20 protein-coding genes are annotated in these 22,919 nt (G+C 67.2%); 11 read left to right on the plus strand and 9 right to left on the minus strand.

Annotation, left to right across the window (positions count from 1 at the left end; all coding sequences use genetic code 11):
• The first annotated feature begins 42 nt into the window (after positions 1-42).
• Both mnmD and ACN0V4_RS00915 read left to right on the plus strand, forming a co-directional pair.
• Positions 43-714, plus strand: a complete 672-nt coding sequence (gene mnmD / locus ACN0V4_RS00910; RefSeq protein ID WP_417672626.1) for a tRNA (5-methylaminomethyl-2-thiouridine)(34)-methyltransferase MnmD — start codon at positions 43-45, stop codon at positions 712-714.
• Entirely contained in the window at positions 711-1,586 is an 876-nt protein-coding gene (locus ACN0V4_RS00915; RefSeq protein ID WP_417672627.1) for a DMT family transporter, read from the plus strand. The genes mnmD and ACN0V4_RS00915 overlap by 4 nt, the downstream gene beginning before the upstream one ends.
• On the opposite strand, the gene ACN0V4_RS00920 is transcribed toward ACN0V4_RS00915, so the two are convergent.
• Positions 1,560-3,548 (minus strand): transglycosylase SLT domain-containing protein, encoded by a 1,989-nt coding sequence (locus ACN0V4_RS00920; protein WP_417672628.1) that lies wholly within the window; start codon positions 3,546-3,548, stop codon positions 1,560-1,562. The genes ACN0V4_RS00915 and ACN0V4_RS00920 overlap by 27 nt on opposite strands.
• A gap of 180 nt (positions 3,549-3,728) precedes the next feature.
• On the opposite strand from ACN0V4_RS00920, the gene dapA reads away from it, so the two are divergent.
• Positions 3,729-4,601: a 4-hydroxy-tetrahydrodipicolinate synthase gene (gene dapA, locus ACN0V4_RS00925; protein ID WP_417672629.1), complete on the plus strand. Its 873-nt coding sequence runs from the start codon at positions 3,729-3,731 to the stop codon at positions 4,599-4,601.
• A gap of 171 nt (positions 4,602-4,772) precedes the next feature.
• Here dapA and ACN0V4_RS00930 read toward each other — a convergent pair whose 3' ends face one another.
• From ACN0V4_RS00930 to ACN0V4_RS00945, 4 genes are all read right to left on the minus strand, one after another.
• Positions 4,773-6,236 carry a PLP-dependent aminotransferase family protein gene (locus ACN0V4_RS00930; RefSeq protein ID WP_417672630.1) on the minus strand — a complete coding sequence of 488 codons (1,464 nt, stop codon included), beginning with the start codon at positions 6,234-6,236 and terminating at the stop codon, positions 4,773-4,775.
• Positions 6,237-6,552: 316 nt separating this feature from the next.
• Positions 6,553-8,550: a bifunctional metallophosphatase/5'-nucleotidase gene (locus ACN0V4_RS00935; protein WP_417672631.1), complete on the minus strand. Its 1,998-nt coding sequence runs from the start codon at positions 8,548-8,550 to the stop codon at positions 6,553-6,555.
• A gap of 111 nt (positions 8,551-8,661) precedes the next feature.
• On the minus strand, positions 8,662-9,303 hold the full coding sequence (locus ACN0V4_RS00940) for a glutathione S-transferase family protein (RefSeq protein WP_417672632.1): 642 nt from the start codon (positions 9,301-9,303) through the stop codon (positions 8,662-8,664).
• Between the two features lie 67 nt (positions 9,304-9,370).
• A complete protein-coding gene (locus ACN0V4_RS00945; RefSeq protein ID WP_417672633.1) occupies positions 9,371-10,138 on the minus strand; it encodes a DeoR/GlpR family DNA-binding transcription regulator in 768 nt (255 codons plus the stop codon).
• Between the two features lie 196 nt (positions 10,139-10,334).
• Here ACN0V4_RS00945 and ACN0V4_RS00950 point away from each other — a divergent pair, with 196 nt between their 5' ends.
• Genes ACN0V4_RS00950 through ACN0V4_RS00975 form a run of 6 tightly spaced genes read left to right on the plus strand, consistent with a single transcriptional unit; the run spans position 10,335 to position 16,136 of the window.
• Entirely contained in the window at positions 10,335-11,303 is a 969-nt protein-coding gene (locus tag ACN0V4_RS00950; protein ID WP_417672634.1) for an ABC transporter substrate-binding protein, read from the plus strand.
• Complete coding sequence (locus ACN0V4_RS00955) at positions 11,300-13,009, plus strand: ABC transporter permease (protein ID WP_417672635.1); 1,710 nt, start codon at positions 11,300-11,302, stop codon at positions 13,007-13,009. Before ACN0V4_RS00950 ends, ACN0V4_RS00955 begins: the two co-directional genes overlap by 4 nt.
• Positions 12,997-14,055 (plus strand): ABC transporter ATP-binding protein, encoded by a 1,059-nt coding sequence (locus tag ACN0V4_RS00960; protein ID WP_417672636.1) that lies wholly within the window; start codon positions 12,997-12,999, stop codon positions 14,053-14,055. Before ACN0V4_RS00955 ends, ACN0V4_RS00960 begins: the two co-directional genes overlap by 13 nt.
• Positions 14,048-15,118: an MBL fold metallo-hydrolase gene (locus ACN0V4_RS00965; protein WP_417672637.1), complete on the plus strand. Its 1,071-nt coding sequence runs from the start codon at positions 14,048-14,050 to the stop codon at positions 15,116-15,118. The genes ACN0V4_RS00960 and ACN0V4_RS00965 overlap by 8 nt, the downstream gene beginning before the upstream one ends.
• On the plus strand, positions 15,115-15,675 hold the full coding sequence (locus ACN0V4_RS00970; protein WP_417672638.1) for a histidine phosphatase family protein: 561 nt from the start codon (positions 15,115-15,117) through the stop codon (positions 15,673-15,675). The genes ACN0V4_RS00965 and ACN0V4_RS00970 overlap by 4 nt, the downstream gene beginning before the upstream one ends.
• Positions 15,676-15,689: 14 nt before the next feature.
• A complete protein-coding gene (locus ACN0V4_RS00975) occupies positions 15,690-16,136 on the plus strand; it encodes an HAD family acid phosphatase (RefSeq protein ID WP_417672639.1) in 447 nt (148 codons plus the stop codon).
• Positions 16,137-16,139: 3 nt separating this feature from the next.
• Here ACN0V4_RS00975 and ACN0V4_RS00980 read toward each other — a convergent pair whose 3' ends face one another.
• Positions 16,140-17,072: a LysR family transcriptional regulator gene (locus tag ACN0V4_RS00980; protein WP_417672640.1), complete on the minus strand. Its 933-nt coding sequence runs from the start codon at positions 17,070-17,072 to the stop codon at positions 16,140-16,142.
• A gap of 53 nt (positions 17,073-17,125) precedes the next feature.
• Between ACN0V4_RS00980 and ACN0V4_RS00985 the strand changes: the two genes are divergently transcribed.
• Together ACN0V4_RS00985 and ACN0V4_RS00990 are read left to right on the plus strand one after the other, a co-directional pair.
• Positions 17,126-18,352, plus strand: a complete 1,227-nt coding sequence (locus ACN0V4_RS00985; RefSeq protein ID WP_417672641.1) for an amidohydrolase — start codon at positions 17,126-17,128, stop codon at positions 18,350-18,352.
• Between the two features lie 86 nt (positions 18,353-18,438).
• A complete protein-coding gene (locus ACN0V4_RS00990; RefSeq protein ID WP_417672642.1) occupies positions 18,439-18,912 on the plus strand; it encodes a DUF3237 domain-containing protein in 474 nt (157 codons plus the stop codon).
• A 100-nt stretch (positions 18,913-19,012) separates the two neighbouring features.
• On the opposite strand, the gene ACN0V4_RS00995 is transcribed toward ACN0V4_RS00990, so the two are convergent.
• The 3 genes from ACN0V4_RS00995 to ACN0V4_RS01005 are packed head-to-tail and all read right to left on the minus strand — an operon-like array spanning position 19,013 to position 22,913.
• Positions 19,013-20,431 (minus strand): amidase, encoded by a 1,419-nt coding sequence (locus tag ACN0V4_RS00995; protein WP_417672643.1) that lies wholly within the window; start codon positions 20,429-20,431, stop codon positions 19,013-19,015.
• A gap of 29 nt (positions 20,432-20,460) precedes the next feature.
• Positions 20,461-22,086: an ABC transporter ATP-binding protein gene (locus ACN0V4_RS01000; protein WP_417672644.1), complete on the minus strand. Its 1,626-nt coding sequence runs from the start codon at positions 22,084-22,086 to the stop codon at positions 20,461-20,463.
• Positions 22,083-22,913, minus strand: a complete 831-nt coding sequence (locus ACN0V4_RS01005; RefSeq protein WP_417672645.1) for an ABC transporter permease — start codon at positions 22,911-22,913, stop codon at positions 22,083-22,085. The genes ACN0V4_RS01000 and ACN0V4_RS01005 overlap by 4 nt, the downstream gene beginning before the upstream one ends.
• Between the last annotated feature and the right edge of the window lie 6 nt (positions 22,914-22,919).

A 22,919-nucleotide genomic window follows, 5' to 3' on the forward strand; every position in this document is an offset into this window, starting at 1 on the left:
CCAATGTCGCGCCGTTCTTGAACTGTCTTACGGAAAATCGGAATGGCCGACCAGCGGGCGGAACTCACATGGCGCGATGGCGGCGTGCCGGTCTCGACGCGTTTCGACGACCCCTATTTCTCGCTCGATAACGGGATGGCGGAGACGCGGCATGTCTTCCTGGCCGGCAACGATCTGCCGGCACGGTTTGGCCCCGGGTTCCAAGTTGCCGAGCTGGGCTTCGGCACCGGGCTGAACCTGCTGTCCGCCTGGGCGCTCTGGGAGGAGAGCGGCCAGCAAGGCGCGCTCGGCTTCACCACATTCGAGGCCTTTCCGATGGCGCCCGCGGATATGGCGCAGGCGCTGCGGGCCTTTCCCGATCTCGCCCCCTGGGCGGCACGGTTCCTGGCCGTCTGGCAGGGGACGGGCCGGGTGGACCTGGACACGCTGCGCTTCGAGATGATCGAAGGCGACGCGCGCGCCACCCTGCCCGAGTGGCAGGGCTGCGCGGATGCCTGGTTTCTCGACGGCTTCGCGCCGGCCAAGAACCCCGAGCTTTGGGGCGATGATCTGCTGGCGCAGGTGGCCCGCCATACCGTCCCCGGCGGCACCGCCGCCACCTATACCGCCGCCGGTTTCGTCCGCCGCGGGCTGGAGGCCGCCGGTTTCGCGGTGGAGCGCGCGCCGGGGTTCGGCCGCAAGCGACATATGACCCGCGCGAGGATGCCGGAATGACCGAGCCGCAACGCAATAACGTGCCGCTGGGCATTCTGCTGATGGTCGGCTCGACCATCGTCTTTGCCTTGCAGGACGGGATTTCACGCCATCTGGCGGGGGCCTATAACACCTGGATGGTGGTGATGATCCGCTATTGGTTCTTCGCCGCCTTCGTTATTTTCCTGGCCGCCCGGTCGCGCGGCGGGCTGCGGGCGGCGACGCGGACCGAACAGCCGCTTCTGCAGATCTTTCGCGGTCTGCTGCTGGCCGGCGAGGTCTGTGTCGCGATCTATGGCTTCACCGTTCTGGGGCTGATCCAGAGCCAGGCGGTGTTCATCTGCTATCCGCTGCTGGTGGCGGCGCTGTCCGGCCCGGTGCTGGGCGAAAAGGTCGGCTGGCGGCGCTGGGTGGCGATCGGCATCGGCCTGGTCGGGGTGATGATCATCCTGCAACCGGGGGTCGGCGTCTTCAATCCGGCGGCGATCATTCCGCTGATCTCGGCGCTGATGTTCGCGCTTTACGGGCTTTTGACCCGCTATGTGGCGCGGCGGGATACGGCGGCCACCAGCTTCTTCTGGACCGGGGTGGCCGGGGCGGTGATGATGACCGCGATCGGCATCTGGTTCTGGCAGCCGATGATCGGGACGGACTGGATCTGGATGTCGATCCTCTGCGTTACCGGGGTGCTGGGCCATTGGCTCCTGATCAAATGCTATGAGGTGGCCGAGGCCGGCGCGGTGCAGCCCTTCGCCTATTTCCACCTGATCTGGGCCTCGATCCTGGGCATGACGGTCTTCGGCGAGGTGCTGCGCGACAACATCCTGATCGGCGCGGCACTGATCATCGGGGCCGGGCTTTTCACCCTATGGCGCGAACGCGTGAAGGGTTGAGCCGGCAAGCTCCTGCGAAAACGGGATCGGCAGCGCCGGCAGCCCCAGACGGGCGCGATAGATCGGCAGGCTCTCGGTGACCCGCATGACGTAATTGCGGGTCTCGTCGAAGGGGATGTTCTCGATCCAGTCGACGATATCGGTGCCGGGCGCGCGCGGGTCGCCGAACTGGTCGATCCATTGCGCCGGACGACGCGGTCCGGCGTTATAGCCGGCCGCCATCAGCACCACATTGCCGTTGAAATCGCCGGCGAGCTTGGCCAGGTAAGTCGCCCCGAGCCTGGCGTTATAGGCCCAGTCGCTGGTCAGCCGGTCGGTGCTGTGCCCGCCGAGGAGCCCCAATTGCCCGGCCATCAGCTTGGCGGTGGCGGGCATCACCTGCATCAGCCCGCGGGCGCCGGCGCCGCTGATCACGCCTGGGTCGAATTCGCTTTCCCGCCGGGCGATCGACAGGGTCATCTCCCTTGCCATCGGCAGTTGCAGATCGGCGACCGCATGCAGCGGGTAATAGGCGCCCTCCAGCACGATGCCACGGCTGGCGGCGCGCTTGGCGATCATCACCGCCAGATGCGGCCGGTTCATGTCCAGCGCCATGGCGCCCATCTGGGCCGCCTGGATCGGGTCGAGGCTTTCGACCAGATGGGTGAGAAAGCGTTCGCCCAGGTCGGTTTCATCGGCGTCAAGCAGCATCAGCCCGGCCTTGGCGACGCTGGAAGTGAGAAACGCGGCCTGATGCCAGTCGGGCGGCGGCGCCGGGTCGAGCGGCGCGGCGTCGAAGGGGCGGCCGATCTTTTCGGCGGCCAGCAGCCCATAGAACGACGTCTGTTCGCTGGCGGCCATCGCATAGGCGGCATAGGCGTTGTCGGCATCCCCCAACGCCGCATAGGCGCGCCCCAGCCAATAGCCGGCACGCCCCTTGGAGATCGGCGTGGCGACGGCGGCCTCGAAATTGCGAAAATGCCGGATCGCCGTCTTGGGATCGTTCAGCCGGGTCAGCGCGGCATAGCCGGCGATCCATTCAAGATCGGCGTAATCATAGCCTGCCGCAGGGGTGAGCTGATGGCGCGCCGCGATCTTATAGGCGAGCGCCCCGTCGCCCGCGCGCAGCTTTTCGCGGGCCAGCCAGCGGCGGCGTTGCGCCCAGGCGGCAGGCTCGCCCAGATCGGCGGCGCTGTCGGAATGCTCGACCAGCAGCGCGATGGCCTCGTCGCTGCGCCCCTTGCGGTGACGCCAGACGAAACGGGCATGCGACAGGCCGGGATCGTTCTGCAGCCGCTCGGGCACCTTGGCGATCAGCGCATCGACGTCGGGCGACATCTCGAGCAGCGCCATCCGCGCCTCGGCCAGGGCGCGCTGGTCGGCGGGGACCAGCGGCAGCATCTGCCGGGCGCTGCCCAGGTTGCCGTCCCAGATCATCCGGTCGAGCCGTGCCTGATGGTGCGGCGCCAGCAGCTTGCCATGCCGTTCGAGATAACTCTCCTGCAGGTCGGGGCCCATCGGCAGGGTACGCCAGGCCAGCACCAGGCCGGCCTGGGAATCGCCCATCTGGCCTTTCTCGGCCAGCGCCTCGGCCTGGGCCAGCGCGCCTTCGGCGGTCTGCGGCGGCTGGCCGGCGAAGAAGGCCAGCACCTGATCGACGGGGGCCTCGGCAAAGGCCGCCTCGCTCTTGCGGCGCAGCCAGTCGAGCCCCGGCCAATCCGGCCGCCGGTTCAGAAAGACCAGCACGTCGTCGGCCGTGCCCTTGCCGGCCCTGAGCCAGTTCCAGACGATGATATCGCGCGAGATCGAGCCCGGGGCGCCCGAGATCGCCAGCGCCTGATCCCAGTCGCCGGCGCGCATCGCCTTGAGGCCCTCGGCCAAGGCATCCGGGCCGGCGGCGCGCGTCGGCGTCGCGGTGATCAGAAACACCAGCGCCAGAACCGCGAAGAGCCCCCGAAGCGGGGCAGGGCAGAGCCGCCCCATGCGCAACATCCCTTGCATTTCTCATATAACCGTGGCTAGAGCCTTTGACGATAATCCGCGCAGAGCGGGGATCAACTCACAATCGTGCAACGCGCCCCGGTTCGGCGGGACGCAAGGCACAGGATAGCAGATTTCATGGCGGGTGGAGCCCCGCCCGACCACGCTTTAAGGAGCACTTCCATGTTCAAAGGCTCAATGCCGGCCCTCGTCACCCCGTTCCGCAACGGCGAGCTGGACCTGGATGCACTCAAACGTCTGGTCGAATGGCAGATTGCCGAAGGCTCCACCGGCCTCGTGCCGGTCGGCACCACCGGCGAAAGCCCGACGCTTAGCCACGACGAACATGAGACGGTGATCGCCGAGGTGGTCAAGGCCGCCGCCGGCCGCGTGCCGGTGATCGCGGGCGCCGGGTCGAACAACACGGCCGAGGCGATTCGCTTCGTGCAATTCGCCGCCTTCGCCGGTGCCGATGCGGCGCTGGTGGTGACGCCCTATTACAACAAGCCGACACAGCGCGGCATGATCGCCCATTTCACCGCGCTGCACGAATGCGCCGAGATCCCGATCATCATCTACAACATCCCCGGCCGTTCGGTCGTCGACATGGCGCCTGCGACCATGGGCCAGCTGGCAAAGCTGCCGCGCATCGTCGGCGTCAAGGACGCCACCGGCAAGATCGAGCGGGTCAGCCAGCAGCGTGCCACCTGCGGCGCCGATTTCATCCAGCTCTCGGGCGAGGATGCCACCGCGCTGGGCTTCAATGCCCATGGCGGCGTCGGCTGCATCTCGGTCACCGCCAACGTCGCGCCGAAGCTTTGCGCCGAATTCCAGGCGGCGACGCTCGCGGGGGACTACAAGCTGGCGCTGGACTATCAAGACAAGCTGATGCCGCTGCACGAGGCGATCTTTATCGAGCCGGGGCTGGTCGGCGCCAAATACGCCCTGTCGAAACTGGGCCTGTGCAGCGAAGAGGTCCGCTCGCCGCTGACCACGCTGGAAGACAGCACCAAGGCCGCGATCGACGCCGCGATGAAGCACGCGGGTATTCTCTGATCCAGGGCCTGCGCATCCGGGGCTGTCCCGGGGGCGCGTGTCATTGCTTAGAGCACGAGAGCGCAGGATGCCGGCGGGCTGTCCTGCGCTTTTCATTTGGCGACGGCCCTGCCGGGATGTTCTCCTCCCGGTGATCCCGAGACGGTTGCCCCAATGGTCCGCGATGCGGGGTCAGAGCAGGGCGCGTTCCGCCTCGGCAATCCGGGCGATGCCGCCGGGAATGCGCGCGGTGGGGATCGAGGAATAGCCCAGCCGGTAAAAGCGCCCCGGCCGGTCGGGGCCGGCGAAGAAGGGGGTGCCCGGTTCGATGAAGACGCTGTCGCCCTGCAGCCGGGCGGCCAGCTGGGTGCTGTCCACCCCCTCGGGCGCCTGCATCCACAGCGACGAGCCACCATAGACCCCGCGCCCGGCGATGGTCAGCCCCTGGTCGGCGATCGCGGCCTCCATCGCGCGGCGGCGGTCGTGCAGCGCCTGGCTCATCCGCCGGATCTGGCTGTCGTAATGGCCGAGCGACAGGAAATAGGCGGCGGTGCGCTGGATATGGCCGGGCGGGTGGCGCAGCATGGCGGCGCGCAGGGCGCGGGCCTCGCGGATCAGGGGTTCCGAGCCGACCATGTAGCCCAGCCGCAGCCCGGGGAAGAGCGATTTCGAGAAGCTGCCGACATAGATCACCCGTCCGTCCTCATCGAGCGACTTCAGCGCCGGCGAGGGGGCGGCGAGAAAGGCCATCTCGAATTCATAATCATCCTCGACCACCAGCGCGTCGAGCGCGCGGGCGCGCGCGAGCAGCGCCTGCCGGCGGCGCAGCGGCATGGTGGCAGTGGTCGGGCATTGGTGGCTGGGGGTGGTAAAGATCACGTCGGTCCCCTCGGGGATCGCCTCGGGCGGCAGCCCGTCGGCATCGACCGCAACCGGGATCAGCCGACAGCCGGAATGGGTCAGCAGATCGCGCTGGGCGGGGTAGGAGGGATCCTCGATCACCGCCTGGCGATGCCGGTTCAGCAACATGCGCGAGGTCAGCCAGAGGGCGTTCTGGGCGCCGAGCGTGATCAGAATCTCCTCTGGCCGGGCCGAGATGCCACGTCGCGGCAGGCTGTGGCGGGCGATGTATTCGACCAGCAGCGGATCGTCGCGGTCGTTGTAATCGTCGGTCAGGGCGGCGAAATCCTTTTGTCCCAGCGCCCGCAGCGCGCATTGCCGCCAGTTGGCGTGATCGAACAGCGTGGGATCGGCCTGACCGTAGATGAAGGGATAGCGGAAGCCGCGCCAATTGTCGGGCTTGCGCGGGGTGTCGCCGCCGGTGAACCGCTGGACCAGGGCGCGCGACCAGTCGACGCTATCGGTGCCGCGCGGGCGGGGTGAATAGGTCGGCGGCACCGGGGCGCTGTCGGAGACGTAATAGCCCGACCGACCGCGCGCGGTGAGATAGTCGTTCGCCACCAGTTCGGTATAGGCGAGTGTCACGGTGATCCGGCTGACCCCCAGATGTGTCGCCAGCCGGCGCGAGGAGGGCAGCTTTTCTCCGGCGTGGAAACGGCCGGAGAGGATGCCTTCGGCGATCATCTGTTGAACCTGCGCCTGCAGGGTGCCCGGGGCGCCGGGGGTGAGGAAGAAGGTTTCGATGGCGATGGACATTGGGGGGCGGGATCTGTTGGACCTAAATGCCCTATAAACTGGACTTAAGGGCGGCGCCAGCGTCGCGTGCGGGCGGGGGGCTCTGCCCCCCACGGCCTGCGGCCTCCCCCCGGGATATTTCAGGCTAGAAAAAGGGGGGGTGAGCGGCGCCAGGAAAACAGTCCAGTGGACTGTTTTCAGCCGCGAGCGGGCGTAGCCCCGGGAGGCGCAGGGACAAACAGTCCGGTGACCGTTCCGCGGCGAGGTCGCGGGAAATGCGGGAATGCCCATCTGCCCCTCCCCGGCGGGGAAGGGGCAGATGGATGGTCTGCCCTGGTCAGGTGAGGGTCAATCGACCGTCCAGAGTGATGCCGGTCTGATCCGAGATGGTGCCGATCTCGCGCAGTGCCGCGATCAACTCGTTGCGATAGACAAGGCCGGTGTGGTTCCAGGGCAGGGCACGCACGTCGAAGCTGGGGATATCACCCGCCACGCCGCCGCCGATCGGCTTGCCGTTCCAGGTCTCGCCAAAGGCGCCGAGCGAGATGTAGCTGTTGAAGGCCATGGTGAAGGGGGTCTCCAGCACCTCTTCCACCGGCTGGCCGTTCAGGGTGATCCCGACCGCCTGCGCCTCGGCTGCAGACCCGCCGAGCGCGATCCGGTAGCGGATGCCGGAGGAGAAATGCAGGAACCCGCGCGAGACGAATTCCGAGAGATCGGTGCCCGCGACCTCCTCCGGGCGCAGGATGCGCTTGGCGTTCGAGGTCAGCATGTCGCGGATCTGGGCACCGGTCAGGGTGGCGACGTCGATCACATCGGCATAGGGCATCACGTCGAACCATTCGCGGAAGGTCAGCGGTCCCTTGTGAATGCCTTTCGCCAGACCGGTGGCATTGAACAGCGAGAAATCGACCGCCCCACCGGGGAAGCTGGCCGAGCGTTTGACCAGCGTGTCGTTCATCAGGTTGCCGATGGCGACCTCGCCGACATAGCGGTCGGCGAGGGTGCGGGGGGTGGAGACCAGGGTGTCGGCGGCAACCTCGGCGATCACCTCGGACAGTTTGGCATCGAGCGCCGCGATCATCGGCGCCATCACCTGTGCTTCGAACTCGGCGTCGTAATCACCATCCTGTTCGGCGGCGGCGAATTTTTCATCCTCCGGTTTCAGCCGGTCGTCGCGGCGCTTGATCGGGTGCAGCGAGACGTTGGAGAACCATTGATCACGGCCCTGACCCGGGGCCACCGACATCACGATATCGCCGAGGAACTGGCCATTCGCCTTGGCCTGGGTCAGCAGCAGCCCCGCCACCATATTGTCGGCGTCGATGCCGTCGGTGTTGAGCTCGGTATGCGAATGGCCGCCGATCAGCACCACGGGTTTGCTGGCCATCGGGCCGATGGCGTCGGCGATGTCGAAGTCGCCCTCGCCGATCAGCCGGGCGGTGCCGGCCTTGCCGGATTGGTGCATGCCACGGCCGTAACCGCAGTGCGACAGGATCACCACCACGTCCGACACCGCCTCGACCGCCTTGTAGAGGTTGGCGGCGCTTTCCACCGGGCTGGCGACGGCCAGGGTCGGATCGCTTTCCATGCCGACCCGGGTGTCGATGGCGGTGGTCAGGCCGATGAAGCCGATCCGGAGGCCCTTTACCTCGGCCACGGCGGCGGGGGTGTAATCGACGTCCCGCGCGATATGGGCCGAAGCGTTGACATTGGCCGAGAGCACCGGGAAGGCGGCGTCGCGGTCGAGCCCGATCTTGAGCTGCGCCGCGCCACGGTCGAATTCATGGTTGCCCAGCACGGCGAGATCGACGCCGGCGGCGGAGGCGGCGCGATAGCCGGCGTCGGCGACGAAGTCGTCCGGGGTCCAGCCCATCAGCTCGTCAAAGACCGAACCGGTGTGATCGTCGCCGCCGGAGAGGAGCAGCACGATTTCATCGTCGCCGGCCTGGGCCTTGGCCTGTTTCACCAGTTGCACCATCTGCGCCATGCGGTGGGTATCGCCACGCTTGCCGTCGAGATCGGTCATATGGTTGTGCATGTCGTTGAAATGCATCAGCCGCAGCACCCGGCGGCTGCCCTCGGGCAGGCTGCGGGCGGGCTCAACGGCGCCATCCTCGGCCAGGATGGTGGTGATCGGGCCCGACAGCGGATCGCCCTTCAGCAGATAGAGCTTTTCGAAGCTGCCCCTGGGGTTCGGCTGGACCGCGACCATCGCCAGTTCGCCGGCGCCGGGGCTGGCATTGGCACGGGTGACGATGACGGGAGAGACGGCGGCGGCCGCGGCGAGCGCGGTGCTGCGCGCCAGAAAGGCGCGGCGGGTGAAGCGGGGCATGGAAACCTCAATGAAACGGAATGTTTGGCGAGGCTCTGCTGTCTTTGGGTAACGTCTGGGTGATGGTGGGATGACGGTCGGGTGAAACCTGGGCGACTGCGGCAATCGCGCTCAGGTCGCGCGCAATTCGTCATAGGGGATCATCACATGGTCGCGAAAGGCGGGGCGGTCGGTCAGCCGGTGATAATAGGCCCTGAGTGCCGGCAGATCGGCGCGGGGGATGTCGATATCGTAATAGCGATAGAGCACATGACCGAACTGGATATCGGCGAGGGTGAAGGCGGGGCCGGCCAGGTAAGCATCTGTTTTCAGGTGGTCTTCGGCGATGCGCAGCCTGTCTTCTAAGGCAGTGAGCGCGTGGGTGATGGCAGTCGCATCCCGCCGGGCGGGTGGGGTGCGCACCACCCGCCAGAAGATCGGGCCGGTGAACCCCAGCGCGATATTGATCTTAGCCCATTCCGCCCAGCGGTCGACCTCGGTTCGGGCCAGAAGATCGGCGGGCCAGAAGCTGTCTGATCCGTATCGGCTGGCGAGATAGCGCAGGATGGCGCCGGTTTCCCACAGCGCCGGGCCGTCGCCGTCGCGCTGCACCGGCACGGTGCGGTTGGGGTTCATCGCCACGAATTCGGGCGTATCGGTGCCGCCGAAGCGGTGGCCGATGTCGTGGCGGATGTGGTCGAGCCCCAGTTCGCCCACCGCCCACATCAGCGCCTGAACGTTGGAGGAAGTCTTGCGGCCCCAGATTTCCAGCATGCGAGTCTGTCCCTGCGTGATGGTCCGAGACTGGCGGTTGCGGCGCGATTTGGCCAGAGGCCGAAGGTCAGACCGCGATCAGCCGGCAATCGGCGGCGGTGCAGGCGTCGCGGGTGGCGTCGGGCAGGCTGCCGGCATGGACCACCAGGTCATAATCCCACAGATGCCCATGCTTCAGGGGCGCGGGGCGGCCGATCTTGGTGCTGTCGAGGATCAGCACCGTCCGCGCGCCACAGGCGGCGATGGCGCGGCGGGCGCGGATTTCCTCGGGGGTGAAATCCATCACCTCGCCCTGGGGCGAGAGCGCGCCGCAACTGAAGATGGCGACATCCAGCCGGAACTGGCCGAAGAACTCCTGGCTTTCGGCGCCGATGATATCGAGATCGCGCAGCCGCACCTTGCCGCCGGCCAGATGCACGGTGACGCCCGGCGCCGCCCGCAGGGCGAGCACGGCGTGGATGTTGTTGGTCGCCACCAGCAGGTTTTCCCGCCCGACCAGGGCGCGGGCGACCTCCTCGACCGTGGTGCCGGTGCCGAGCGCGACCCGCGCGGCGTCGGGGACCAGCCCGGCCACCGCCTGACCGATCCGCCCCTTTTCGTCCCGCGCGATGGCGAGCCGCGGCTGATAACCGATGTTCTCTGTCCCCCGGTTCAGGCTCGCCTCGCCATGACGGCGGCGAATCACGCCCTGTTCGTCCAGCTCGCGCAGATCGGTGCGGATGGTCTGCACCGAGACCGCCAGCCGCCCGGCCAGATCGGCGGCCGACAGGCTGCCGTGGATCGACAGGAGGTTGACGATTCTGTCACGGCGGCGGGCCAGGTCCGGGGCGGACATGCTGTTTTCCTTCGAAAGCAAGATTTCCCTCCCCCTTTGCCTAGCTTGGCCCTGCCATCCTGCAAAGAAATTTATTTTTCCCGATTTTTGCTGAGTGTCACGAAGCTGTCACGCGGCAGCTATAGCCGGGGGCCATTCGCCGGAGGTCGACGATCGACTTTCGAACGAAAGGCAGATTGGACCATAGGAGCCCCTGATGAAACTGCGCTTTGCCGCCCTTCTCGCCCTGGCCGTGCCCTTCGGCGCCCAGGCTGAAACCCTTACCCTCTATACCTCGCAACCCAATGCCGATGCCCAGCAGACGGTCGATGCCTTCGAGGCCGCCAATCCGGGCATCAAGGTCGAATGGGTGCGTGACGGCACCACCAAGCTGATGGCCCGTCTGACCGCCGAGATCGAGGCCGGCGCCGCCCAGCCCGACGTGCTGCTGATCGCCGATTCCGTGACCATGGAAGGCATGGCGCAGCAGGGCCAGCTTCTGGCCTACAAGTCGCCCGAGGCCGCAGCCTATGATCCCGCGCTCTACAGCGCCGACGGCTATTACTATTCGACCAAGGTGATCACCACCGGCATCGTCTATAACACCGGGGCCGCCAAGGCGCCGCTGGCCTGGGCCGATCTGGCGGGCGAGGGGATGGACGACATGATCGTGATGCCCTCGCCGCTTTATTCCGGCGCGGCGCTGATCCATCTGGCGACCCTGACCGGCAACCCCGATCTGGGCTGGGGTTTCTATGAAAAGCTGGCGGCTGAACATGCCCGCGCCGAAGGCGGCAATGGCGGCACCTTCAAGGCCGTCGCCTCGGGCGAGAAGCCCTATGGCATGGTCGTCGACTATATGGCGATCCGCAACATGGCCAAGGGCTCGCCGGTCAAATTCGTCTTCCCGGCCGAGGGTGTTTCCTATGTGACCGAGCCGGTGGCGATCATGTCGACCGCCAAGAACGTGCCGGCGGCCGAGAAATTCGTCGACTTCGTGCTGAGCGAGAAGGGCCAGAAGCTGGTTGTCGACATGGGCTATATCCCCGCCCGTCCCGGCATGGGCATGCCCGAAGGCTTTCCGACGCGGGAAGAGATCAAGCTGATGGCCTTCGACCCGGCCGCCGCGCTGAAGAATGCCGAAGCCAACAAGGCCCGGTTTTCTGAGCTTTTCGGTGTGAAATGAGCCAGCCTCTGGCACGCAACATGGGGGGCAGCCGGTCGGGAGACTGGCTGCTTTCCGCCTTGATGGGGCTGGCCATCCTGCTGACGCTGGCGCCCGTCGTCCGCCTGCTGGTCGAAGGTGTCTCTGGCCCCGCGGGCTTCAGCCTGGTGCCGGTGGCCGAGGTTCTGGCGCGCCCGACCACGCTGTCGGCACTGTGGCATTCGATCTTTACCGCCGGGGTGGGCACGGTGATCTCGGTGATCCTGGGCGGTGCCTTCGCCTTTCTGGTGGCGTTGACCGATATCCGCGCCAAGGGGGCGCTGGTCTTCTGCCTGATGATCCCGATGATGATCCCGCCGCAGATCACCGCCTTGGCCTGGACCCAGGTGATGGGGCCGTCTTCGGTGCTGTTGAAGACCATCGGCCTGGCGCCGCCGCTCGGATCCCCGCAGCCGCTGCATTCGCCGATGGGGATCGCGGTCTTGCTGGGCATCCAGCATACATCCATCGTTTTCCTGACCCTGCGCGCCGGTCTGCGCTCCATCCCGCCCGAGGCGGTCGAGGCGGCGCGGATTTCGGGTGCGCGCGGGCTCAGGCTCTGGTGGCAGGTGGTGCTGCCCCTGAGCGTGCCGAGCCTCGCCGCCGGCACCGCCATGGCCTTTGTCACCGCGCTGGGCAATTTCGGTATCCCGGCGATGTTGGGGATTCCGGCCGGCTATTCGACCCTGCCGACGCTGATCTATCAGCGGCTGGCAGGCATGGGCACCTCGGTGCTGACCGAGGTGGCGGTTCTGGCGCTGCTGATCGGCGCCGTGGCGCTGGCGGGTGTCATCCTGAACCGCCTCTTCCTGCGGCGTCGCGGCTTTGGGCTGATCGGCCTCGCCAACCGGCCGCTCGAGGTCAATCTGAAACATCTGCGGCTGCCGGTGGAACTGGCGCTCTGGCTGGTGATCTTCTCGATTCTGGTGCTGCCGCTCTTGGCACTGGGCGCCACCTCTCTGGTGCCGGCCTATGGCGTGCCGCTGAACTGGCAGACGCTGAGCCTTGCTGGCTGGTACGAGGCGCTGTTTCGCCAGCCGGTGACGGCGCGGGCCTTTGGCAATTCCTTCCTGCTGGCGACCGGCGCGGCGGTGGTGCTGATGGCGATCTGCCTGCCCTTGGCCTGGGTGATGCTGCGCCGCCCCAACCGGCTGAGCCGGGCCTTCGACCTGCTGGTCGATCTGCCCTATGCGCTGCCCGGTGTGGTGCTGGCGATCGCCTGCATCCTGCTGTTCATCAAGCTGCCCTTCACCGATCTGACGCTTTACGGCACCATCTGGATCATCTTCATCGCCTATCTCGCGCGGTTCTTCACCGTGATGCTGCGCCCGGTGCAATCGGCGCTGGCGCAGCTCGATCCCGCGATGGAGGAGGCGGCGCAATCGGCCGGCGCCAGCCTGGGCCGCCGGCTGCGGACGATCATCCTGCCCCTGACCGCGCCGGCGGCGGCGGCCGGGGCGATCCTGGTCTTTCTGACCGCCTTCAACGAATTGACCGTCTCCGCGCTTCTCTGGTCCTCGGGGACCGAGACGCTGGGGGTGGTGATCTTCAACCTGGAAGACAGTGGCGAGACGGTGATGGCCTCGGCTGTTTCCGTCGCGGTGGTGGGGGTGGTGATCGTGCTGATGGGCGCGATCCAGCTCGCCTCCCGCCGCCTGCCCAAGGGAGTTGTGCCATGGCAGAACTGACATTGACCGCGCTCGGCAAGCGCTTTGACAGCCATGTGGCGCTGACCGATGTGTCCGCCACCTTTCACGACGGCGAATTCGTCGCGCTTCTCGGTCCCTCGGGGTGCGGCAAGACCACGCTGCTGCGGCTGCTGGCGGGTTTCGAGGCGCCGACCGAAGGGGAGATCGCGGTCGACGGGACACTCGTCGCCTCCGCCCGGACCGGGAAACTGCTGCCGCCGGAGGAGCGGAACATGGGCATCGTGTTCCAGTCCTATGCGCTCTGGCCGCATATGAGCGTGGCGAGGAACGTCGCCTATCCGCTGGAGGTGCGCGGCATTCCCAAGGCGGAGCGGCGCGCCCGCGTCGCCGCCGCGCTGGAGATGACCGGGCTGACGGATTATGCCGATCGGATGCCGGCGGCGCTGTCGGGCGGGCAACGGCAGCGGGTGGCGCTGGCGCGCAGCCTGGTCGCCGATCCCTCTGCCGTGCTGCTGGACGAGCCGCTCGCCAACCTCGACCTGTCGTTGCGCGCGACGATGCAGGAGGCTTTCGCGGCCTTTCACGAGCGGACCGGCGCCACCATGGTCTATGTCACCCATGACCAGACCGAGGCGATGGCGATGGCCGACCGGGTGGCGGTGATGGATGGCGGCCGCATTCGGCAATTCGCCACGCCCGAGGTGCTTTACAGCGAGCCGACAGATGCCTTTGTCGCGGGCTTTGTCGGCGACGGGGCGGTGGTGCCGGTGGTGCCCTGCGGCCCTTCGGGCGCTGGCGACGTCACCGTGCGGCTGCTGGGGCGGGAGGTCTCGGCCCGCGCCCGGGTGGCGGGGCCCGACCGGCTGTGCATCCGGCCGGAGGATATCACGCTGGGCGACGAGGGCGCGCTGCGCGCCGAGGTGCGGCAATGCACCTATCTGGGCGGGCGGTTCCGGTTGCGGCTGATCGCCGAGGGCGGGCTTGATCTGGTGGCCTTCAGCACCGCGCGGGTGCGCCAGGGCGCCTCGCTCGGCCTGACCATCGGGCGACCCTGGGGTTTTGCCGCGGAGGTGGCCCATGGCTGAGATCGAGGTTCTTTCGGGCGTCGGCGACAAGGGGCCGGCCTGTCTGCGGCTGACCCATCAGGGTCGCGTCTGGCTGTTGGATTGCGGCCATGGGCCCGAGGCCAGCTCGCCCTTCGATCCGGCTTGGCTGGAGGGGGCGGATGCGGTTTTCATCACCCATGACCACGTCGATCATATCGGTGGTGCCGCCCATGCGATTGGTGCGGGCCTGCCGATCTATACAACCGCAATCACCGCGCGGTCGCTGCCGCCGGGGGCAGAGGTGCGCGAAATCCCGGTGGGCGGGCAGATCGAGATCGAGGGCGTGCGCCTGACGACGGGCCGCAACGGCCATGCCCTGGGCGGGGTCTGGTTCCATTTCGATCTGAGCGGTGGCCTCTTCTATTCCGGCGACTGGTCGGAGGAATCCCATTGGTTCGGCTTTGACGAGCCGCCGGCGGCGGAAACCGCGCTGATCGACGCCTCCTATCACCTCGACGACGTGACCCAGGACCGGCGCAAGGCCGATCTGAACGCGCTGCTGCGCTGGCTGCCGGGCACCGTGCTGTTGCCGGTGCCGCCCTCGGGCCGGGCCGGAGAGCTGGCGCTGCACCTGATGGATCAGGGCGACGTGCGGCTGGACGACACCTGCCGCGATTTCGTCGCCCAGGCGCTGGCGGCGGGGCCTGCGGCGGGCATCGCCGACAGCGCCGGCGCGATCCGGCCGCTGTTGGACAAGCCCTTCGATCCGGCGGCGCGGTTCCTGATCTGCGACAATCCCAACGCCGATGGCGGCATGGCCTGGACGCTGGTCAAGGCCGCCCGCGACGCCGGGAGGCTGGGCCAGGATTTCCATGTGGTCTTCACCGGCCATATGACGGCACACGCCCGTGCCATCTGTGCCCATCCGGGTGGCCATTTCACCCGCTGGAACGTCCACCCGCCGTTGCGCGATCAGCTCGGGCTGGTGCGGCGGCTGGGGGCGAAACGCTATGCGCCGCTGTTCTGTACCCTGCCCGAGGAATATCTGGTGGTCGATCGCCCCGGCGCCGATGTCTTCTTTCATGAAAAGATCACCCTATGACACCGTTGCCCGATCGTGCCTTCATCCTCATCCGTCATGGCGAGACCGACGCCAACCGCGCCGGTGTGATCGCCGGCCGGATCGAGGCGCAACTGACTGACAAGGGCCGGGCCGAGGCGGCGGCGCTGGCGCGGCTGGACTGGCCGGCTGAGCCGCTGATCTTCGTCAGCCCGCAGGACCGGGCGCGCGAGACCGCCGCCTTGGGTTTCCCGGGGCGGGTGCCGCAGGTCGTTGACAGTCTGCGCGAACGCAATTGGGGTGTGTTGGAGGGGCGCCCCTTCGATGAAATGATCCCGCGCGAGGATACGCCCAAGGAGGGCGAGGCCTGGGCCGACATGCTGGCCCGGGTGCATGCGGCGCTGGTTGGCGCGCTGAGTGACCCGCGCGACGGGCTGCCGGTGCTGGTGGCCCATTCCGGCACCATCCGCGCCGTGCGTCGGCTCACCGGCGGCAGCGAACACGGGGCGCGCGCGGCTAATGCGACGCCCATCCTCTTTACCCCCGCCACAGGCATCTGGGTGGATCGCGTCTGGCAGGTTGCCGGCGTGGAAGACTGACGAAAGGAAAGACAATGGAATGCGTGGTTTTCGATATTGATGGCACCCTGGCGCGATTTGATGCCGACCGGCTGGGCCATCTGGTCCATGGCGAGGACAAGCATTGGGACGCGTTTCACGACGCCATGCACGACACGGCGGTGATCGAACCGGTGGCGCGTCTGCTGAACAGGCTGCGGCAGTCGGGCGAGGGGATCGTCCTGTGCTCGGGGCGCCCGGCGGGCTGGCAGCACCGGACCGAGGATTGGCTGGCGCGCGCCGGTCTTGCCTATGACGGCATCTATCTGCGTCCCGAAGGGGCGGACACCTGGTCGGATCCGGACGTGAAATCGCATCTGCTCGACAAGATGCGCGCCGATGGTTTCGCCCCCTGGCTGGTGGTCGACGACCGCAGCGCGGTGGTGGAGTTCTGGCGCAGCGCCGGCCTGGTCTGCCTGCAATGCGCGCCGGGCGATTTCTGAGGCTCAGAGCACCGAACAAATCCGCTCGGTCAGTGAGGCGACGTGCTGCGCCGCCTCCGACAGCGGCACATGGCGGCGGGTGATCAGACCCATCTGGATCGGCGGCGGCAGCTCCTGATCGGCGCGCAGGATCACCCGGCGCAACCCGCCCGGTTCCAGATTCTGGGTCAGCATCGGCTCGGGTGCCAGCATGATCAGATCGGAATGCCCGCCCAGCACCGTCAGCAGATAGGGCGAGCGGCAGAGCGTCGGCGGATGGTGGGGCCGGATGCCGCGCCGTGCCAGCCAGTCCATCACCCGCTGATCGACACTGTTGACGCCGGGATGCAGCGCCCAGAACCGTTCAGCCAGGTCTTCCCAGGTGACAGACTCGGTCACCTGGGCGCCGGCCCCCACCGTGGGCACCATGCGGATCGCGGTGAAGGGGCGGAACACCATGTCCGATGTCAGCATGTCCGGATAGCCGAAGGTCACCGCGAAATCGAGCCGCCCTTCGAGGATCAGCGGTAGCGCGTGGTCGACCATGCCGAGATCGACGTCGAGCTGCCCGTCTGGATAGCGGCGATGGAAATCCTGCACGATGCGGTGCAGCCCCAGCGTGGCGACCAGCGGGGTGAGGGCGAAGCACACCCGCGCCTGTCCCTGACCGTTCAGGCGGCGCACCTCGTCGCGGGCGCGGTCCAGCGTCGCCATCACCAGCCGGGCGTGGGACAGCAGGCTCTGGCCCGAGGGGGTGAAGCGGGTGCCGTCGACCCGCCGTTCGAACAGCTTGGCGCCGACGTCCTCCTCAAGCTCGCGCAGGGCGCGGGTCACCGCGCTCTGGCTCAGGTTCAGCTCGCGCGCGGCGCCGCGGATCGACCCGGTGGAGGAGAGCGCCAGCAGCGCCTTGAACTGTCCCAATCGCATGAAATCACCCTGACCACGAATGGTTGTCACCAGACCTGATTTACTGTCTGGGAGAGGGGAGGGAAACCAATAAGCTCCTATCCATGGATAGATTGACCTCACAAGAACAGCCCAACGCGGATGCGATGACGGAATGGCGGCAATATCTGCATGCCCATGCCGAAGTCGGTCACGATCTTTTTGAAACCAGCGCCTATGTGGCCGACCGGCTTGAGGAAATGGGGCTCGACGTCACCCGCAACGTGGGTGGAACCGGCGTCGTGGCCCGGATCGAGCTGGGCAATCCCGGCAAGGGGCCGCAGCTTGGCCTGCGCGCCGACATGGATGCCCTGCCGATGCAGGAGCTGACCGGCCTGCCGCATGCCTCGAAGAACCCGGGCGCCATGCATGCCTGCGGTCATGACGGGCACAGCGCCATGCTGTTGGGGGCGGCGGATCTGATCCAGCGCCGCATCCGGTCGGGCCAGATCACCGGCGACGGCGCCATCACTTTCATCTTCCAGCCCGCCGAAGAGGTTGGCGGCGACGACAGCGGCGCTCAGCGGATGATCCGCGACGGTCTGTTCGACCGCTTCCCGATGACCGAGGTTTACGGGCTGCACAACGCGCCGCTCGACGAGGCGGGCGTGATGTACTTCCGCCACGGGCCGCTCCTGTGTTCCTCGGAACGGGTGGAGATCACCATCCACGGCAAGCAGAGCCATGGCGCCACCCTGCATCTGGCCAAGGACGCGACGCTGGCCATGGCCTCGATGATCGTGTCGTTGAACACGCTGGTGACCCAGGATGTGCCGCCGCTGGAGACCGGTATCTTCAATATCGGCGAGGCGCATTCCGGCACCACCTATAACGTGATCTCGGCCGAGGCGAAGATCGACGGCTGCCTGCGGGTCTATCTGCCCGAAGTGGCCGAGACCCTGCGCCAGCGCATCCGCGAGATCGTGGAGTTCAGCGCCAAGACCTTCGGCTGCACTGCCGAGGTTCAGATCGGCCCGGGCTATCCGGCGGTGATCAACGACGACCGGCTGTTGGACTATGCCATCGACAGTGCCACCCGCCTGTTCGGTGCCGATCGGGTCACCACTGAATCCTCCCGCATCACCGCGGGCGAGGATTTCTCCTTCTACCAGCAGCACGCGCCGGGGGCTTTCGCCACCATCGGCAATGGGGACAACGGCTGGAAGGACGGCAAGCACATCGGCCCCTGCGCCGTGCACAGCCCCTATTTCGACTTCAACGATGCTGTGCTTCCGACGGGGGCCTCCTATTGGGCGGCGCTGGTCGAGGATCGGCTGAAAGCCGGCGTCTGATACTCCCCCCTGCCGCCCGTGTCCTTGCATCCAAGGCACGGGCGGGTTTTGTTTCGATCCCGAAACCACGTGAGAGGAACATTCGGATGGCTTCGGATTTCCCTGCCGATTGTCTGCGCCTGCTGCCCTGTTGGGAGGCCTATGTCGATATCGCCCCGACCCGGGTCCATGGGCCGGGGCCCTTTGGCGTGCGCAACGTGGTGCCGATCACCGGCGGCCGGTTCAAGGGCCAGTTGGCACCCGAGACGGCGGCGCCGCAACCCTTCGAAGGGGTGGTTCTGCCCGGTGGCTTCGATCTCCAGCGCGAACGCCCCGACGGGCTGAAGGAGCTTGAGGCGATCTATCACATGCAGGCGAGTGACGGCTCGCTGATCGAGATCCGCAATTATGCGCTGCTGTCCTATGCGCCGGGCGGCGGGCTGGAGTATTCCCGGTCCCGCATCTTCGTCGAGGCGCCGGACGGCCCCTGCGCCTGGCTGAACACCCGGGTCTTCGTCGGGTCGGTCGAGGTGGTGCGTCCGCAGGATCAGGTGCTGATCCGGTCCTTCGTCGTGGTCTGAACGACCGGGCGACAGGCTCGGTCAGAGGGTGCCCTGAGCGCAAAAGAAATGCGCCCACCGGAAGGTGGGCGCATCCGGGGCGAGGGCCCATGTTGCAAGATCAGCCGCGCGGGTCGATCGGCAGGGTCGCCCCGATGGCGCGTTCCAGCACCGCGCCGGCCTCGAGCAGACGGCGATCGCCATAGCGGTCCGAGATCAGCTGAACCCCCATCGGCACGCCAGGCACGGTGCCCACCGGCACCGACAGGCCGGGCAGCCCCAGCGTCGGCGTGCCCATCATCGGCCCATGGGCGCGGAAGAACCAGTCGGAGTCGGTTCCGTCGATCACATCCAGATCGTCCAGATAGGGTTTGATCCAGGTCATCGCCGTCAGCACGATGGGATAATCGACGAAGAACATCTGCCACTGCCTGAGCAGGGTGGAGCGTTTGGCGAAGGCCTGCAGGAATTCCTCCCGCCCCTCGATCACCGGCACGCCTTCGAGCATCAGCTCCATGGATTTCTTCAGCTTCTCGTCGCCGTTCTTCAGCATCAGCTGATAAAGTCCGCCGCGCATCTCGTTGCCGAGGATCAGCCGCCAGAACATCATCGCCTCGTGGAACGAGGGCGTCTGAACCTCTTCGACCTGATAGCCGGCCTCGGCCAGGATCGCGCCGGCCTGGCGGATCGCGGCGGTGACCTCGGGGTCGACCTGGCTGTCGTCGGTCTCGGCCAGCATGGCGACCTTGCAGGGGCGATGGGTCAGCGGCGCGTCGAACATGGTGCTGAGCGGCACCTGCCAGATGTCGCGCGGATCGGGCTGGGCCAGCGCCTGCATGGTGATCCGGATATCTTCGATCGAGCGCGCCAGCGGCCCCTGGACCGAGGCCATCTGCGACACGATCGGCCGTTCGGCCAATTGGCTGGGGTTATAGGCCGGGGTGATGCCGGCGGTCGGGCGCAGCCCGTAGATGCCGCAGCAATAGGCCGGATAGCGCACCGATCCGCCGATGTCGTTGCCATGCCCCATGGCGCCGATCCCCGCTGCGGTGGCCGATCCGGCACCGCCGGAGGATCCGCCGGGGGTCAGCGTCTTGTCATGCGGGTTATAGGTATGGCCGTGCAGGTCGTTGTTGGTGCAGCCGCGCATCGAATAGCAGGGCGTATTGGTCCGCCCGATGATCACCGCGCCCGAGGCCTTGAGGTTCCTGACCACCGAGCCGTCCTCGGGGGCGATCAGATCCTTGTAGGCGACCACCCCGTTGGTGGTGGCGCGGCCCTTGTAGTCGACGTTGATCTTCACCGTGATCGGCACACCGTGCAGCGGCCCGCGTGGGCCCGAGGTCTTCAGCTCGGCATCGGCGGCGCGGGCGGCCTCCATCGCCTGCTCCGGCAACGGGTCGACCACCGCGTTGATCGGGCCGTTCACCGCCTCCATCCGTGCCAGCGCGCTTTCGGTCGCCTCGACACTGCTGATCCGGCCGGCGCTGATCGCGTCAGCCAGTTCGCTGGCGGTCCAGGCCCAAAGTTCCGTGCTCATGTGTTTTCCTTTTCCCTGTTGTCTGTCTTCTATCTCGTGGCGGCGGCCTGCTGACGCGCGAAGAACTCCCGCCCCGGGACCGAGGCGAGCAGCCGCCGGGTATAGGGATCCTTCGGATCGTCGAAGAGAGCCTCTGCTGTATTGGCCTCGACGATGCGGCCGGTCTGCATGACGATGATCCTGTCCGCGATCTCGCGCGCGACGCGCAGGTCGTGGGTGATGAAGAGCATCGACAGGCCCATTTCTGCCTTGAGATCGCTGAGCAGGTCCAGCACCTGGCTTTGTACCGAGACGTCGAGCGCCGAGACCGCCTCATCGGCGATCACCAGATCGGGTTTCATGATCAGGGCGCGGGCAATGCAGATGCGTTGCCGCTGGCCGCCGGAGAATTCATGCGGATAGCGGTCGAAGGCGGCAGGCGTCAGCCCGACCCGGTCGAGCCATTGGCGCGCCTCGGCCTCGGCCTCCTCTCGGGGCGTGCCGAAGATCATCGGGCCGCGGGCGATGCTGTCGCCCACCTTGATGCGCGGATCGAGGCTGGCATAGGGGTCCTGGAACACGATCTGGGCGCGCCGGCGGTATTGCCGCAGCGCCTCGCGCCCCATGCCGCGGACGTTGTGCCCCTGCCAGAGGATGGCGCCCTCATCGGCCTCGATCAGCCTCAGCACCATCCGTGCCAGCGTCGACTTGCCCGAGCCGCTTTCGCCGACCACCGCCAGGGTTTCGCCCTCGCGCAGGGTCAGATCCAGCGTTTCCGCCGCCCGCACCCGGCGGGGCGGCGCGAAGAGGCCCTGGCGGGTGACGAATTCCTTCTCCAGCGCCTTCACCTCAAGCAGCGGTTTCGCATGGCTCAGCGTGGCGCGCGCGGCACCCCGGCCGGGTACCGCATCCATCAGCATCCGGGTATAGGCTTGCGTCGGCGCATGCAGCACCTCGGCCGCCGGGCCCTGTTCCATAACCTCGCCCTGTTTCAGCACAACGACCTTGTCGGCGATATCGGCGACCACGCCGATGTCATGGGTGATGAACAAAACCCCCATGCCGCGGCTTTCCTGCAGCGACTTGATCAGATCGAGGATCTGCCGCTGGGTGGTGACGTCGAGCGCGGTGGTGGGCTCATCCGCGATCAGCAGCTTCGGGTTGTTCGACAGCGCCATGGCGATCATCACCCGCTGCCGCTGGCCGCCCGAAAGCTGGAAGGGATAGGCTTTCCTGAGCCGCGCCGGATCGGGCAGGCCGACCTGGGTGAACAGCTCCTCCACCCGGGCGGTCATCGCCTGCGCCGGGGTGGCGGGCGCATGAACGCGGATCGCCTCGGCCACCTGATCGCCGACCTTCTTCAAGGGATTGAGCGCGGTCAGCGGCTCCTGGAAGATCATCGCGATGTCACCGCCGCGCAGCGCCATCATCTCGGGCTTGGTCAATTGCAGCAAGTCGTGGCCGCCAAAGCCCAGCCGGCCGCCGTCGGGGCGCACCTTGGGCGGCAGCAGGCCCAGGATCGCATGGGCGATCATCGACTTGCCCGAGCCGCTCTCGCCCACCAGACAGACGATTTCATTCGGGTTGATGTCGAAGCTGACCTTCGACACCGCGTGTTTGCGATCGGCCCCCGCGGGCAGCGCGATCGACAGGTTTTCGACTGAGAGCAGGCTCATGCGCGGGCAATCCTCGGGTTCAGGGCGTCGTTCAGCGCCTCGCCCACCAGGTTGATGGCGACGACGGTGGTCAGGATGGCGAGGCCGGGAAAGACGCTCATCCACCAGGCCTGGCGGATCACAGTGCGGCCGGCACCGACCATATAGCCCCAGCTCATGAAGTTGGGGTCACCGAGGCCCATGAAGCTCAAGGCCGCCTCGATCAGGATGGCGGTCGCCACCGTCATCGAGGCGGTGACGATGATCGGAGAGATGGCGTTCGGCAGCACGTGGCGCAGCAGCACCGACAGCCCCGATTGCCCCTGGCAGCGCGCCGCCTGGACGAATTCGCGCTGCGCTACCGATTTCACCTGCGCCCGGGTCAGACGGGCCAGCGGCGGCCAGCTGACGATGCCGATGGCCAGGATCACCGTCCAGATCGACGGCGTCATGATCGCCACCAAGAGGATGGCGAGAACGAAGTTGGGGATGGTCTGGAACACCTCGGTGGCGCGCACGATCAGCGTGTCGACGACCGGTCCGGAGAAACCGGCGAGCGCGCCGAGGGTCACCCCGATCAGCACCGCGGCGAGCGTCGAGGCGACGCCGATCAGCAGCGACACCCGCGCCCCGTGCATCACGCCCGAGGCGATATCGCGGCCCAAAGTGTCCGATCCCAGCAGCATGCCGCCTTCGCCCGGATGGGCGAAGGGCATGCCAGCCATGTCCCAGGGCGAGCCGGGGTAGATCACCGGGGCCAGCGCCGCCATCAGGCAGACCAGCGCCAGCAGCGTCAGCCCGACGACGCCCGCCGGGCGCCGCAGGAAGGTTTTCAAGGTCTGGTTCATCAGGTC

This window comes from Pseudodonghicola sp. (genome assembly GCF_048268305.1).
Classification (GTDB): domain Bacteria; phylum Pseudomonadota; class Alphaproteobacteria; order Rhodobacterales; family Rhodobacteraceae; genus Pseudodonghicola.

Excerpts from the sequence above, each read along its gene's own strand:
- ACN0V4_RS00995 (WP_417672643.1), bottom strand. The coding sequence starts at position 20,431 with ATGAGCACGGAACTTTGGGCCTGGACCGCCAGCGAACTGGCTGACGCG.
- ACN0V4_RS00965 (WP_417672637.1), top strand. The coding sequence starts at position 14,048 with ATGGCTGAGATCGAGGTTCTTTCGGGCGTCGGCGACAAGGGGCCGGCC.
- ACN0V4_RS00960 (WP_417672636.1), top strand. The coding sequence starts at position 12,997 with ATGGCAGAACTGACATTGACCGCGCTCGGCAAGCGCTTTGACAGCCAT.
- ACN0V4_RS00945 (WP_417672633.1), bottom strand. The coding sequence starts at position 10,138 with ATGTCCGCCCCGGACCTGGCCCGCCGCCGTGACAGAATCGTCAACCTC.
- ACN0V4_RS00930 (WP_417672630.1), bottom strand. The coding sequence starts at position 6,236 with ATGTCCATCGCCATCGAAACCTTCTTCCTCACCCCCGGCGCCCCGGGC.
- ACN0V4_RS00970 (WP_417672638.1), top strand. The coding sequence starts at position 15,115 with ATGACACCGTTGCCCGATCGTGCCTTCATCCTCATCCGTCATGGCGAG.
- ACN0V4_RS00985 (WP_417672641.1), top strand. The coding sequence starts at position 17,126 with ATGGATAGATTGACCTCACAAGAACAGCCCAACGCGGATGCGATGACG.
- ACN0V4_RS00955 (WP_417672635.1), top strand. The coding sequence starts at position 11,300 with ATGAGCCAGCCTCTGGCACGCAACATGGGGGGCAGCCGGTCGGGAGAC.
- ACN0V4_RS01005 (WP_417672645.1), bottom strand. The coding sequence starts at position 22,913 with ATGAACCAGACCTTGAAAACCTTCCTGCGGCGCCCGGCGGGCGTCGTC.
- ACN0V4_RS01000 (WP_417672644.1), bottom strand. The coding sequence starts at position 22,086 with ATGAGCCTGCTCTCAGTCGAAAACCTGTCGATCGCGCTGCCCGCGGGG.
- ACN0V4_RS00990 (WP_417672642.1), top strand. The coding sequence starts at position 18,439 with ATGGCTTCGGATTTCCCTGCCGATTGTCTGCGCCTGCTGCCCTGTTGG.
- ACN0V4_RS00950 (WP_417672634.1), top strand. The coding sequence starts at position 10,335 with ATGAAACTGCGCTTTGCCGCCCTTCTCGCCCTGGCCGTGCCCTTCGGC.
- ACN0V4_RS00935 (WP_417672631.1), bottom strand. The coding sequence starts at position 8,550 with ATGCCCCGCTTCACCCGCCGCGCCTTTCTGGCGCGCAGCACCGCGCTC.
- ACN0V4_RS00915 (WP_417672627.1), top strand. The coding sequence starts at position 711 with ATGACCGAGCCGCAACGCAATAACGTGCCGCTGGGCATTCTGCTGATG.
- ACN0V4_RS00920 (WP_417672628.1), bottom strand. The coding sequence starts at position 3,548 with ATGGGGCGGCTCTGCCCTGCCCCGCTTCGGGGGCTCTTCGCGGTTCTG.
- ACN0V4_RS00940 (WP_417672632.1), bottom strand. The coding sequence starts at position 9,303 with ATGCTGGAAATCTGGGGCCGCAAGACTTCCTCCAACGTTCAGGCGCTG.
- dapA (WP_417672629.1), top strand. The coding sequence starts at position 3,729 with ATGTTCAAAGGCTCAATGCCGGCCCTCGTCACCCCGTTCCGCAACGGC.
- mnmD (WP_417672626.1), top strand. The coding sequence starts at position 43 with ATGGCCGACCAGCGGGCGGAACTCACATGGCGCGATGGCGGCGTGCCG.
- ACN0V4_RS00975 (WP_417672639.1), top strand. The coding sequence starts at position 15,690 with ATGGAATGCGTGGTTTTCGATATTGATGGCACCCTGGCGCGATTTGAT.